Origin of the sequence: Sneathiella chungangensis (assembly GCF_009882935.1) — a bacterium.
Classification (GTDB): Bacteria; Pseudomonadota; Alphaproteobacteria; order Sneathiellales; family Sneathiellaceae; genus Sneathiella; species Sneathiella chungangensis.
In genome coordinates, this window is record NZ_WTVA01000014.1 from 16,056 (window position 1) to 29,386 (window position 13,331).

Here is a 13,331-nt window from a genome sequence, read left to right on the forward strand (position 1 = left end):
AAATATAGTTATCCTACCTAATATGCACTTTAATTCATGTCAAGCAGTTTGCCGCTCGTTCAACTTGAGTAGACCTCCCACCACTTGCCTCAAATCCTCCAAGCTCTCCTCGACCGTCCGGCCCGACGTATTGCAAGTGGCGTCGGCCCGGCTGTACAGGGGCGTCCTTGCGGAGAGGATCTGCTTAAGATCCGCCATCGCCTCGCGATTACCGACCATCGGGCGCATGTCGCCCTGGGCGACAACCCGGGACATATGCTCTTCCGGCCGCGCGCACAGCCAGATCACATGCGTGCGCCGCAAGAGAAGGGAGAAAGTCTGCTCGTCAGCGACAATACTTCCGCCGGTGGCGATCACCACCTCGTCCTGATTGGTGACGATATCCGTAAGGCAGCGGTGCTCCAGCCGCCTGAAGGAGGGCTGCCCGGCAAGCGAGAAAATTTCATCAAGGCCGGCACCGAATTCTTTTTCGATCCGTTTATTGAGTTCAATAAAGCCATATCCCAACTTCTCGGCGAGACGCGCGCCAAGTGTCGATTTTCCGGCCCCGCGAAGACCGATCAGGGCAATCCGGCGACCCTTCGCCGCATCTTCGGACTTCGCCAGCCGCTCGCGAATAACGCCGATTGCGATGGCCAGCTGATCCGACGGCAGCCGCTTCGCGAGCTGATAGAGCCCCCTCATTTCCGGGCTGAGCTGATCACCGACGGCGACGAGGTCGATCAACGTCATGTCCATCGCGGCGGCAATCTGCCGGAGGACCAACATGGAGGCATTTCCCTCACCCGATTCCAACTTGGCGAGATATCGCTCCGACACCCCGGAGTCGCGGGCAAGTATTCGGCGCGTCATGCCCCGCTTGGCTCTGGCCGCCCGGACATGAGCTCCCAGCTCCGAAAGAAAATCGCCAGCCTGACCACTCTCCCGTCGCGAGCTCTCAAGTGACACCTTGCTCATTTGTTTCTCACCGCCATTTGATCATTATCTGCTGGACAAAATGCATTATATTTCCTATTTCGTCATTTGAGTAGTTGTTTTTGGAGAAAAGCGATTTGCCGGATCAAATTAAAATCCTCGTTAGCACGATGACGGGAACCGCAGAGCTTGTGGCTGAAGAAATTGCCGACGCGTTTACGGCCAAAGGGCAGAAATCCGAAATTTTGCTGATGGATGATCTTGATGCCGAAGTTCTGGCAAACGGCTCCGCTTTTATAATATGCACCTCGACTTACGGGCAGGGCGACGTGCCGGACAACGGACAAGCCTTCATGGAGAACCTGAATTCTCTGGCCCCCGATCTTTCAGGCATTAAATACGGTGTTTTCGCGCTCGGAGACCTGACCTATCATCAGACATTCTGCAACGCGGGCAATTTGTTTGACGCGGCCTTTCAGAAATTCGGCGCACAGCGCATCGGGCAAATCATGCGCCATGATGCCTCTTCAGGAGAACTACCGGAAGATTGCGCCGCCGAGTGGGCGGAGGAATGGCTCGAGGAGCTCGTGGCAACAGCGTAGGATCGCGGCAGGACATGCTTGCCGAAGAGCCCGATAAAAATATAAACTATTCCGGCGCGCAAAAAACAACAACACGTTGGCGCCGGTATTCTTGGGAGGAATGGGATGGCCATCGGAACCGACGCGGCGGGAGAATTCAATGCAGCCGTCGACCTAATCGACCATAATCTGACGGCAGGGCGCGGACAGAAGCCCGCCGTTATCGATAGATCGGGCGCGCACAGCTATCAGGAACTGAGCGACAACATCAATCGATTTGCCAACGCATTGAAGCAGCTCGGCATCCAACAGGAACAACGCATTATCCTCTGCCTCAATGACACGGTCGATTTTCCCATCTGCTTTCTGGGTGCGATCAAAGCGGGCATTATTCCGGTACCCATAAACACGCGTTTCACCGCAAAAGACTATGCATTTATTCTCGACGACAGCAGTGCTGTTGCCCTTATTGTTTCGGACGACCTGCTTGCCGGATTCGAGAGCCATCTGAAATCCCATCCCGCTCTCAGGCATGTCATCGTCTCCGGTAGCAATAGCGCAGGACATGACTCCCTTTCGGATATGATTGCAGGGCAAAAGCCGGAATTCGAACCGGCCAGAACGATGCGGGACGCCATGTGTTTCTGGCTCTATACATCCGGCACGACGGGAATGCCCAAGGGGACCGTTCACTTGCACGGGAGCATGCGCGCGACGGCCGAACTTTATGCGAAGGAAACCGTCGGCATCCGGGAGGATGACGTGACATTCTCGGCAGCGAAACTATTCTTTGCTTACGGTCTCGGCAATGGCCTCAGCTTTCCCTTTTCAGTGGGCGCGACCGCCATTCTTCTCGACGGACCGCCGACGCCCGACGCCGTATGCAACATACTTAGAAATCAGGCACCGACAATTTTTTACGGGGTGCCGACGCTTTTCGGAATGTTGCTCGCAAGTGGTCTTTTGCCAAAACCGGGGGAGCATCGCCTGCGCTTTTGCACGTCAGCGGGAGAGGCCCTGCCTGCAGAACTTCTCGCGCGCTGGCAAGAGCAGGTCGGCGTCGATATCCTGGACGGCATCGGCAGCACGGAAATGCTGCATATCTTTCTTTCGAACAGGCCGGGCGATGTCCGGCCGGGCTCTACCGGCAAGCCTGTGAAAGGATATGATATCCGGCTCACCGACGATGATGGACATCCCGTCAAACCCGGCGAGATGGGCGCGCTTGAAATTTCCGGGCCGTCGAGCGGCCTGATGTACTGGAACCGGCGCGAAAAAAGCCTCGAAACTTTTCAGGGCCCCTGGACCCGCGCCGGAGATAAATACAGGCAGGATGAAGACGGCTATTACATTTATTGCGGCCGTACAGACGATATGCTGAAAGTCGGTGGCATCTATGTCTCGCCCTTCGAGGTCGAGGCCGCCCTCATCGAACATGAGGCAGTTTTGGAAGCCGCTGTCGTCGGCAAGGCCGACGCCGACAAGCTGATCAAACCGAAAGCGGTAATTGTGGCCAAGGAGAAAAATTTCGACGCGGATGCCTTGGGCATGGAACTGAAACAATTCGTGAAAGATCGGCTCGCCGCGTTTAAATATCCGCGATGGATCGAATTTGTCGATGAACTCCCCAAAACAGCGACCGGGAAAATCCAGCGGTTCAAACTTCGTGAACCGGAATAGACCGCAATGACGAACTGGACAGCGGGGCAGAAATGGCGTTCCGTGCTTCTGCTTGCGTTATGCCAAGTCATGGCTCTCTCGCTCTGGTTTTCGGCGACCGCCGTCATTCCGATCCTGAAATCGCAATATGGATTGAGCGGCCTGCAGGCGTCTTTATTTTCAAGCGCGGTTGCTATCGGGTTTGTGAGCGGCACCCTGGTCAGCGCAGTCCTGAGCCTCGCCGATCGCATTCCCCCCAGAACCTTCTTTGCGTCCGCGGCTCTGATCGCGGCGAGTGCAAATCTCGCAATTATCTTTTTCGACCCTACCTCCGCAATTGTCGTTGTCTTTCGCTTTATCACTGGCGTCTGCATGGCGGGCATTTATCCGGTCGGGATGAAAATGGTCTCAACCTGGGCAAAGCGGGATACCGGCCTTCTCGTTGGCCTTCTGGTCGGCGCGCTCACGATCGGCAGCGCCTTTCCGCATATTCTTAATCTCCTTGATACCAGCGGCCTTGACTGGAAACTGACCCTGATGACGAGCAGTCTTCTTGCGGTGGGCGCAAGCGGCCTAATCGCCTTCGTCACTCTTGGAAGCGACATGCCGAAAGCACCGCCGTTTGACCCTTCCCTCGCCTTTTATGCCTGGACATACAAACCTCTCCGTCTCGCCAATTTCGGTTATTTCGGCCATATGTGGGAACTCTATGCCATGTGGGCGTGGATCGGCCTTTTTCTGTTCGAAAGCTTCCGCATCAGCAACCTGGAAAACGGCCAATTCTTTGCCAACCTCGGCACATTCGCGACGATCGCTGCTGGCGGACTGGGGAGCCTGATTGCCGGCCTCGCAGCAGATCGCTTCGGTCGGACAACAGTCACGATCACCGCCATGGCGTTCAGCGGGACATGTTCGGTGGCCGTCGGTTTCCTCTTCGGCGGCTCCCCCCTCCTGCTGATCCTCGTTTGCCTCATCTGGGGGATATCGATCGTCGCCGACTCCGCGCAATTTTCAACCTGCATAATCGAACTCAGCCCGAGAAACATGATTGGCACCATGCTGACCATCCAGACATGCATCGGCTTTCTGATCAGCCTGGCGACCATTCATCTGATCCCGCTTTTTATCGATTTGCTAAGCTGGCACTATGCCTTTGCTCCGCTTGCTATTGGCCCGCTGCTCGGGGTTATCGCGATGGCGAAACTCCGTGCCCAGCCGGAGGCGATGTCCCTGGCAAATGGCCATCGATAAACCCGTTGACGGCAGCAGGGTTGATTTTGACGTGAAGAAAGCCAAATACAACAGTGTTAACGGGCGCGCATTTTTAGGGGAATATCATGATCAAGGGACTTCATCACAACGCCTACCGGTGCCGGAACTCTGAAGAAACGCGAAAATTCTATGAGGATTTTCTGGGCCTTCCCCTTGCCGACGCCCTTTCGATCAGCGAATCGAAGACAGGTCGACGGACGGATGTTCTCCACACATTCTACCGCATGGACGACGGATCGTTTCTTGCTTTCTTCGAAGCGCCTGATCAGGAATTCGAATTCAAGGATCAGCACGACTATGACCTCCACATCGCGCTGGAGGTGGATATGGACAGCCTTCACAAGATGTTCGCCAAAGGCAAGGAAATGGGCATCGAAACCCGCGGCATCTCCGATCACAAATCGATCCATTCGATTTACTTCCGCGATCCGAACGGCTATGTGATCGAACTGACCGCAAAAATTCCCGAAAAAACGCCGGATCCGGAAACTGCCGCCGCAAAGGCTCATGAACTGCTGAAGAAATGGAATTCGGAACACGCCGCCGCGTAAAATAATCTGTTTGACCGCATTTAAGGTTGTCCGACGCTCCGTTTTACAAATAAATTGTGCGTCGGGGACAATCTGACCCTGAGGAGAGATTTATGCGGTTTGGGCGGCTCGGTATTCTTGGACTATCTGTCGGCATCTTTATGGCTGCGACTGCGACCGCTTCCGCGAAGCAGGACAAGTACGTAGGCTATTACTATCCTGCTCCGACAGAGATTGAAATTTATTGTGCCCGGGTCCCGCCGCTGCCGAATATTGACAAGCGCCGCCGCGTGGGGTTCGTTATCGGCATAAAAGAAGGAATGGTGGCAAAACCATATGAGTCAGCCTATGCCGTCTTCGCGAAGGGCGGCGATTCCCGAAAATTGATCATCGTTGCCAAAACAGATGGACATCTTAAGACCATTTACAGGGTCCGGGCACTTCTCGCGGATCTCACTAACAGCGCCCGAACGACCCCGATCTTTGAAGAAAGCGGCGCTTTGGAGAATTTGACTTTTCTGGACCTACTCACGCTGCTCGGGTTCGAGAGCATAACCGTTAGTGACGGCGACAGTTTCACGCATCAGATTGAAATGCGCCAACAGACGGCGGATAAATGCGTGCCGCAACCCCTTGATTAATAATGCGGAATTCCTGGGATGCGGCATTCGCCGCTTGTGTACATCGACGCGATGGCGCAACTCTCAGGCAACCGCACGGTCAGATTGCCCCGGCATTTTTTAAAACTCACCCAGCCGTTGAGCTCTTCAGATCCTTCGGTCGCCGCAGACCCCTGACTGGTGACAATATAGGTGACCCGCGCAGCCCCAAGTGCTTCAATATCAAGCTTCTCAAGCTCTTTTTCGACAACCCCGGCACAGCCGGTTTCGCGCCAGTCTTCCGCGAACGCCAATTGGACGGAGTTTGTCGTGGCCACCAGAAATCCGATAAAAAGAAGCATCTTCATTTTCATTTGCCGCGGCTCCTTTTGCCTCATTTCGACGGTTTTTCGCACGATTAATCATGGCCTTTGTCCCAAGCTATGCTGTAGAATTCACCAGAATGCAACAACCATAAAAAAGGAAAAAACATGCAACCAGTCAATGTGATCGCCATTATCACCGCAAAACCCGGTAAGCGGGATGCCGTGCTTGCCGCCTTCAAGGACAATGTTCCGGCTGTTCATGCGGAAAAAGGCTGTATCGAATATAATGCCGTCATTGATATGGAAGGCATCGGGGGATTTCAGGCAAAACTCGGGGAGAACAGTTTCGCGGTGATCGAGAAATGGGAAAGCATGGACGCCCTGATGGCGCATGCCGTTTCCGATCATATGAAAGCCTACGGCGCCAAAACAAAGGATATGTTGGAGAGCCGGACAATCCATGTTTTAACGCCGGCCTGACCGGGATCACATGCGTCGCCGGACAAAAATACTGATCCAAGCGGCGCTCTGCGCAACGGCTTTAACCCTCCCTATTTCGGGGGCGGCGGAGGAAAAGAAAACTTCGCCGTCCGCCGCGCAACCAGCATTCACTGTCTTTGACGCGCCCGCCTTGTCCCGAATGCTGAGCGTGGTGTTCAGCTCGCTCGGCGCCGGACGCTTTGAAGACGCCGAACAAGGAATGCGCGAGATTATCGGCCGTTATCCGGATCAGCCACAGAATTACTACTTACTCGCGACCATTCTCTCGACACGCAATAACATCAAGGGTTCTCTCGAAGCACTTTCCCTCGCGATCGACAAGGGGTTTGGAAATGCCGGAATGCTCCAGAAAGATCCCAATTTGAAAGCGGCACGGGCGGACCCGGCCTTTCAGGAACTGGCTGAGAAAATTATCCAGAAGCAGGCTACGGCACCGCGGGGGGACGGACATCGGACGGCGCCATCACCCCTGCGGGATGGAACGGCACTTGTCAGCCTCGACAACACATTATGGGTCCCGAGATTTCATATATTGCTGAGCCGCTTCGACGTCGACCGGCAAGAGCCGAGGAGCGCGAAGGTTCAAATCGGCAACAGTCCCGTGACTGAGCAGCTAAATGTCTGGTTCCAACAAGGGAAGGCGGCCGGGAATTCAGGAGACCTTTACGATAACCGGGACCGCCAGCATTCAACTCTATGGCCGGACGACTACCCCCAGTTGAGCTTCATCCGATACGGCGAAGAGGCCATGCGGTCCTCGATCGATTATGGGCTGAACGACGTCATCCTCTATAATGCCGTCACGTTCGGCAATTCATCCACCGCCATAACAATGGGCCCGTTTTGGCGCAGTCAGGCCAGACTCGGGCTTACCCAGCCATCCGGTATTGGAAAGCTGTTCCTGCAGTATATTCGCAATCATCTTTACATCTATCCCGCAGTGACGGATTACGGAGAAACGCATGGCGATGTACTGACGGCAAATACACCCTACGTAATTATTTCTGACGGAAAATCCGGGTCTGACCTGCCATTTTTAAACGCCATTGCCAGCATCCTCGCGGCATTCAGGCCGGACGTAAAAGACTACCTGAAAGCGCAGAACCTGATTGCGCCGACAGTCCAGATGATCTTTCGTGCTGGCCAGAAACCGGTTCATGGCGCAGAGGATTATCTTACCTACACGGCGCATCCGCCGGTTTTCAGCAGTCTCAATATCGATCTTTTCAAGATGATCGAGATCGCCCAGAATCTCGAAATCCCCAATATTCCACCGATGGTCGAGCTCGAGGTAATTGGCGAGAGCGAACCCCGGAAGGGTATTGACGACTTCAGCAGTTTCCGCGCGGAAACATTGCACGATACACCGGGCGCGATTACCCGGGCGATCCGCTCGACCGCCTATGGGAAGGCTATAACGATCAGCGCGGAAAAAACCAAGATGCCTGAGGGTCAGACGCTTACCTACCACTGGGTCGTTCTGCGCGGCGATGCGGAGATAATAACCATTTCGCCGAAAAACGAGACCGGAAGCATCGTTGAAATCACGGTTCCATGGCATGATCCGTTTTATGCGCCAGAGCGACCGGATATCAAATCCAGCCGGGTAGAAATCGGCGCATTCGTGCATAATGGCCACCATTATTCGGCGCCCGCATTTATCAATTTCCTCTTTCCCGCCAATCAACGTCGCGAATATAACGCGAATAACCAGATTGTCCTGATTGATCACAATGATCCTGCAATCCAGTCACGCTACGCCGATCCGCAGATTTTTGTACGCCGCAACTGGAAGGACGAATATCGCTATGACATTGACGGAAATCTTCTGGGCTGGCGACGGAGCATCGGTGGCAGTTCAGAGGAATTTACACGTGATGGCGCAAGGATTTCGGAGCGGGACGCCTACGGACGGCCCGTTGTCGCGGAAATCATGAGATATGCTGTTGCGAAGGACAGCGAGGGTCTTCCGGTGATGGAACCGCAAGGAACGAACCAATTCCTTCAATATGGATATATGGACGCGACAGACCGGATCGGCTCGTCGCGCCCGAAATAAGGTCGGTTAGAATCCGATATGGGAACCACCATCGATGGAAAGATGCTGCCCGGTGATGTAGCTTGACGCATCCGAGAGCAGGAAACAAACGCCTTTCACGACCTCTTCCGGCGTCGAGAAACGTTGCAGCACCACTTGCGCCATGTAGGTATCACGGAACTTGTCGGACCGGATTGTTTCCGTCATTTCCGTCTCGACGACACCGAAACAGACACTGTTGACCCGAATATTATGACGTCCCCATTCCTTCGCCGCACTCATGGTGATGCCCAGAACCCCTGATTTCGCCGCGCCATAGTTGATCTGCCCGACGGTGCCCCGGCGACCGGCAACGGACGAAATATTGACGATCGCCCCGGGATTCTCTTCGCCGTCCTTTACACGCTCGATCATATGCCGACCGACAGCCTGCAAGCAGTAAAAAACACCGCTAAGATTGACATCAATAACCTGCTGCCAGGTCTCGACCGGCATCTTGTTGATCATTGCGGCCCGGACAATACCGGCATTGTTTATCAATCCATGGACAGCTCCATTCGATGCGACGGATTTGGCAACCATGTCCTGCACAAATCCGGGGTCGGCGACACTGCCGACATAGATTTCGGCATTTCCCGCTCCGAGCTTGTCGGCAACGGCTTCAAGTTTGTCGCCTTGCAGATCTACGAGAATGGCGCGCCCTCCAAGATCGACGATTAGTTTCGCCGCCGCCTCGCCGACGCCCTGCCCCGCGCCGGTGACAATGATATTGCGCCCCTCTAACGACATAGGATTAATCATAACATTCCTCTTGTTCTTAAAATTGGTATTAAAAATCAGACGGGTTCGAACATCGGCACCGGCGGTCCATCGCCTTCAGTATCGACGATGCAAAGTTTTACCTCCTGCCCGATCGCCAGGCGGTCCAGATCACAATTGACGATATTGGTCATCATCGAGATATCGGTCCCCGCGAGCGTGACATAAGCAATCGCATAGGGCTCAGGCACCGCCCGGAACACACTATAGGAATAGATTTTTCCGCGGCCGTCACTTTCCTTGAAGTAGGTATCATCACTGCCGCAATGAGGGCAGAAAGACCGCGGGTAGTGATGTGCCGCCTCGCATGTGCGGCAGTGTTTCACGAGAAGTTTTCCGTCACGGAGGCCCTCCCAATAAGGGCGCGTTTCCTCTTCGACATGCGGGGCGGGTATGGTTCTTTTGTCTGACATTATTCTACCCTTTCCAGAATCACTGTGCCTGCCGCATGCCGGGTCCCAAGAGAGCCGCCGGTACCATGAGCGAGTGCCAGATCGCAATTTGCGACCTGCACGGCAGGATGAGCTTCCCCCCGCAGTTGCCGGACCGCCTCGATTACTTTCGTGATGCCACCGCGATTACCCGGATGATTGTTGCACAGGCCGCCGCCATCCGTATTGAAGGGAAGCTTGCCAACACCGGAAATAAGATTTCCATCAGAGACAAATTTTCCGCCCTCGCCCTTGGCGCAGAAGCCGAGATCTTCAAGCTGGATCAAGACGGTGATTGTGAAGCTGTCATAGATGGACGCATATTTGATATCGGACGGCCTCACGCCGGCTTCCGCGAAAGCCGCGGGTCCGGAGGCTGCCGCCGCTGAATAGGTCAGGTCGACACGGCCACCCATCTGATGCTTGGGCGCCTCGCCCGCGCCGATAATCCTGACTTTCGGCCGATCAAGTTTCGCGGCAATTTCCGGCGCAACAACAACAAGCGCGCCACCGCCGTCGCTGATAACGCAGCAATCCAACCGGTGAAGCGGATCGGCGATCACGGGTGACCCAATCACATCTTCGACCGTAACAACCTTTTGCAGCATGGCATTTGGATTATGCTGCGCGTGATGAGACGCGGCCACCTTGATCCAGGCAAGCTGCTCGCTGGTGGTGCCGAATTCGTACATGTGGCGATGGGCACACATGGCGTAGTTATTGACGATGGTCGGTCCAAACGGCAATTCGAACGCCACGTCCGGCGAATCATTTCCGTAGTTGCGCGGTTTGGTGCCCGTCGCCTCGCCGGAGGAGCGGGGCTTGCCCGCCAATGTGATGAGCGCGATCTTGCATTTACCTTCCGCAATCGCCTGCGCCGCATGGGCGACATGAATGACGTAGGAGGAGCCGCCGGTTTCCGTCGTATCGATATGGCGAAGCTTCAACCCCATGTAATCGATCATGGAAAGTCCGCCGAGGCCGGGCGCATCGCCCGCGCAGAAATATCCGTCGACGTCGTCTTTCGTCAGACCGGCGTCTTCCAGCGCTCCTTTGGCCACCTCAGCATGAAGTTGTGCAAGTGATTTGTCAGCCGCCTTTCGCGTCGGATGCTCATATGCTCCGGCGATATAGGCCTTTCCCTTGAGGGTCATGAGAAATTTACCTTTGTTATTATTATCCACACCTTTGCGGCATGTTTGGGCGGCAAGCGTAGCAAAGCGCGGACGCACATTCAACGATATAATATGAAGGCCGGGCGTCATGTCCCGGGGATAGAAAAAGCCGGGGGAAACAATGTCTCTACCCCGGCTTTAAAATGGTGGCTCCTCCCAGACTCGAACTGGGGACACATGGATTATGATTCCACCGCTCTAACCAACTGAGCTAAGGAGCCGGAACAGACTGATACGGCTGTCGCCAACGGCGCGCCGAAGCCCGGTTTTTAGGTTTTTTAGAATGTCCTGTCAAGCGGGGAAATGACAATTATAACGCCTGTTGAAACGCGGTTTCCGTCAACTTTAGCGGGGCTTCAGTCCCGGCAATCCAGCCACCGCCGAGAAGCCGGTCCCCTTTATACATGACACAGGCCTGTCCCGCGGAAACGCCGGGCTCCGGCATCTGCAGATGAACTTCCGCCCAGCCATCCAACGCGCCAAACACAGTCGCCGCCACAGGTTCGGCAGTTGAACGGATCTTAACGAATACGTCCGCCCCGTCCAGACCCAGCGGAAGGTCGCCAATCCAGTTCACCTCCCGCAAGGTGAGTTTAGAGACAAGCAAGGCTTCCTGGGGGCCAACAACGACACGGTTACGATCCGGATCAATGCGCACGACATAAAGCGGGCTTCCCGTGGCGATGCCAAGCCCGCGGCGCTGCCCAATGGTATAATTGATAATTCCTGAATGCCGTCCAAGGATACTGCCATCAAGATCGACGATATCGCCCGGCACGGCCGAGCCGGGACGCAGGCGTTCGATGACTTTCGCGTAGTCGCCATTCGGAACGAAGCAGATATCCTGGCTTTCGGGCTTTGCCGCAACGGCAAGATTATATTTTTCGGCCAGGGCGCGTGTTTCATCCTTGGTCAGATCGCCAAGCGGGAAGCGTAAAAAATCCGCCTGTTCCTGCGTCGTCGCAAACAGAAAATAGCTCTGGTCCTTAACGGCATTCCGGCCGCGGAAAAGCAGCGCTTTGCCGCCTGCCTCGTCACGGCGCAAGTAATGGCCGGTCGCCAGGGCGGACGCACCCAGATCCTGCGCGGTTTCGAGGAGGTCGCGGAATTTGACCGTCTGGTTACAGCGGACGCAGGGCACAGGTGTTTCCCCGCGAAGATAACTGTCGGCGAATTCGTCCATTACGCTGTCCCGGAAACGGCTTTCGTAGTCGAGGACATAATGCGGAATACCGATCGCTTCGGCCACCCGGCGGGCATCGTGAATATCCTGACCGGCGCAGCAGGCGCCTTTTTTCTGGATCGCGGCGCCGTGGTCGTAAAGCTGCAACGTGATGCCAACCACGTCGTAGCCCTGATCCTTCAATAGCGCAGCCGTGACCGAGCTGTCGACGCCGCCAGACATGGCAACGACAATGCGCGTATCCTCGGGTGCTGCGTCAAATCCAAGTGAATTCATGGCGGGCAATATAGAGTGCGCCGCCTAATATGCAAGCGCGCTTATACGCACGGCGACCCTAGAGGAAGTTGAGCAGGCTCATCCGGTTGATTGCGCTGAGGACGCTATAGGACGTTTCCAATGCGAATTCCCGCTGATTGAGGTTGGATATGGCTTCGGCCGCATCGACATCCTGAATATCGCTGATGAAAACCTTCGTCTGGTTGATCTGCTGCGTCAACACCTCGGTCGCATCTTCCATGGTGCGCTGGTTAAGACCATTGGCACCGCGGAATCCGGCGATGCTATCCAGCATAGTTTCGAGGCTTGCAATCTCACCCACAAGAAAATCCTGATCTTCCTGAGTAAGCGGCGATCCGAAGCTGTTTGACGGGCCTGTCGGTAAAGGCGCAGTCGTCGGAACCGTGCCATTGGCCCAAAGGGCAAGTCGCTGCAGCGAGGTCATGATTTCCAGACCAATGTCATCGGCGAGCACACCGACTTCAAGCGTCCGGTTTTCATCGATGCGGACGGACGCCTTGAGATCATTGTTCTGGAAAATATCCGTTGGCGGTTCCGCCGCCGCCATCAGGTCATTTATCGACGTGATGCCCACCGGCGGAACATCGCTGTTTGAGCCGGCGAACAGATACCCTTCCGTATTCTGGCTGTTGAGGAAGTTCAGGATTGTCTCGAACGCCCCTTCGATCGTGCCGTAAAGACCCTGGGGTGACGCCGTATTGATCGTCGACATCACCGCGGACAGGACATCGCCGCCCGCATTTTCCATTCCGGCCAGCGCCTGGTCATACTGAGCAAGGCGGCTCATCACCTTGCCATTATTCGCTTCATGCTGCTCCAGTCGGGAAAGCAGTGACTTTGCACCCGCAAGGTTGGAAACATCCATATGGATGTCTTTGTAATACTCCGCGACATGGCCGGTGGAAACTTGGCGCTGAGCGTCTGCCAGCTTCGACTGGCTCCTCAGCATTTCATTGATGAGTGTTTGGCTCTGCTGAAACGTCGAAATGCGTGTCATGGCTCTTC

The 13,331-nt window shown here is 55.2% G+C and carries 14 protein-coding genes and 1 tRNA gene; 7 read left to right on the forward strand and 8 right to left on the reverse strand.

Going from position 1 to position 13,331, the window contains the following annotated elements; all coding sequences use genetic code 11:
- Window positions 1-39: 39 nt before the first annotated feature.
- The gene (locus tag GQF03_RS11805; protein WP_161339494.1) at window positions 40-957 is read right to left on the reverse strand and encodes a helix-turn-helix transcriptional regulator; all 918 of its coding nucleotides are present in this window, start codon (window positions 955-957) and stop codon (window positions 40-42) included.
- A 95-nt stretch (window positions 958-1,052) separates the two neighbouring features.
- Here GQF03_RS11805 and GQF03_RS11810 point away from each other — a divergent pair, with 95 nt between their 5' ends.
- From GQF03_RS11810 to GQF03_RS11830, 5 genes are all read left to right on the forward strand, one after another.
- The gene (locus tag GQF03_RS11810) at window positions 1,053-1,517 is read left to right on the forward strand and encodes a flavodoxin domain-containing protein (protein WP_161339495.1); all 465 of its coding nucleotides are present in this window, start codon (window positions 1,053-1,055) and stop codon (window positions 1,515-1,517) included.
- Between the two features lie 105 nt (window positions 1,518-1,622).
- The gene (locus GQF03_RS11815) at window positions 1,623-3,176 is read left to right on the forward strand and encodes a benzoate-CoA ligase family protein (protein WP_161339496.1); all 1,554 of its coding nucleotides are present in this window, start codon (window positions 1,623-1,625) and stop codon (window positions 3,174-3,176) included.
- A gap of 6 nt (window positions 3,177-3,182) precedes the next feature.
- On the forward strand, window positions 3,183-4,406 hold the full coding sequence (locus GQF03_RS11820) for an MFS transporter (RefSeq protein WP_161339497.1): 1,224 nt from the start codon (window positions 3,183-3,185) through the stop codon (window positions 4,404-4,406).
- Between the two features lie 86 nt (window positions 4,407-4,492).
- On the forward strand, window positions 4,493-4,978 hold the full coding sequence (locus tag GQF03_RS11825; protein WP_161339498.1) for a VOC family protein: 486 nt from the start codon (window positions 4,493-4,495) through the stop codon (window positions 4,976-4,978).
- A 92-nt stretch (window positions 4,979-5,070) separates the two neighbouring features.
- Complete coding sequence (locus tag GQF03_RS11830) at window positions 5,071-5,598, forward strand: molybdopterin-guanine dinucleotide biosynthesis protein A (RefSeq protein ID WP_161339499.1); 528 nt, start codon at window positions 5,071-5,073, stop codon at window positions 5,596-5,598.
- On the opposite strand, the gene GQF03_RS11835 is transcribed toward GQF03_RS11830, so the two are convergent.
- On the reverse strand, window positions 5,595-5,972 hold the full coding sequence (locus GQF03_RS11835; RefSeq protein WP_161339500.1) for a hypothetical protein: 378 nt from the start codon (window positions 5,970-5,972) through the stop codon (window positions 5,595-5,597). The two genes, GQF03_RS11830 and GQF03_RS11835, sit on opposite strands and share 4 nt — an antisense overlap.
- 75 nt (window positions 5,973-6,047) lie before the next feature.
- On the opposite strand from GQF03_RS11835, the gene GQF03_RS11840 reads away from it, so the two are divergent.
- On the forward strand, window positions 6,048-6,362 hold the full coding sequence (locus GQF03_RS11840) for a putative quinol monooxygenase (RefSeq protein ID WP_161339501.1): 315 nt from the start codon (window positions 6,048-6,050) through the stop codon (window positions 6,360-6,362).
- A 10-nt stretch (window positions 6,363-6,372) separates the two neighbouring features.
- Window positions 6,373-8,442 carry a hypothetical protein gene (locus GQF03_RS11845; protein WP_161339502.1) on the forward strand — a complete coding sequence of 690 codons (2,070 nt, stop codon included), beginning with the start codon at window positions 6,373-6,375 and terminating at the stop codon, window positions 8,440-8,442.
- 6 nt (window positions 8,443-8,448) lie between these two features.
- On the opposite strand, the gene GQF03_RS11850 is transcribed toward GQF03_RS11845, so the two are convergent.
- The 6 genes from GQF03_RS11850 to GQF03_RS11875 all read right to left on the reverse strand — a co-directional run bounded on the left by GQF03_RS11850 (window position 8,449) and on the right by GQF03_RS11875 (window position 13,323).
- Window positions 8,449-9,222, reverse strand: coding sequence for an SDR family NAD(P)-dependent oxidoreductase (locus tag GQF03_RS11850; protein WP_161339503.1), 774 nt, complete (start codon window positions 9,220-9,222; stop codon window positions 8,449-8,451).
- Between the two features lie 35 nt (window positions 9,223-9,257).
- Window positions 9,258-9,653: a Zn-ribbon domain-containing OB-fold protein gene (locus GQF03_RS11855; protein WP_161339504.1), complete on the reverse strand. Its 396-nt coding sequence runs from the start codon at window positions 9,651-9,653 to the stop codon at window positions 9,258-9,260.
- Entirely contained in the window at window positions 9,653-10,825 is a 1,173-nt protein-coding gene (locus GQF03_RS11860) for a thiolase domain-containing protein (RefSeq protein ID WP_161339505.1), read from the reverse strand. The genes GQF03_RS11855 and GQF03_RS11860 overlap by 1 nt, the downstream gene beginning before the upstream one ends.
- Before the next feature lie 165 nt (window positions 10,826-10,990).
- A tRNA-Met gene (locus GQF03_RS11865) sits at window positions 10,991-11,067 on the reverse strand.
- Between the two features lie 89 nt (window positions 11,068-11,156).
- Window positions 11,157-12,305, reverse strand: coding sequence for a tRNA 2-thiouridine(34) synthase MnmA (gene mnmA, locus GQF03_RS11870; protein ID WP_161339506.1), 1,149 nt, complete (start codon window positions 12,303-12,305; stop codon window positions 11,157-11,159).
- Between the two features lie 58 nt (window positions 12,306-12,363).
- Window positions 12,364-13,323 carry a flagellin gene (locus GQF03_RS11875; protein WP_161339507.1) on the reverse strand — a complete coding sequence of 320 codons (960 nt, stop codon included), beginning with the start codon at window positions 13,321-13,323 and terminating at the stop codon, window positions 12,364-12,366.
- Window positions 13,324-13,331 lie beyond the last annotated feature (8 nt).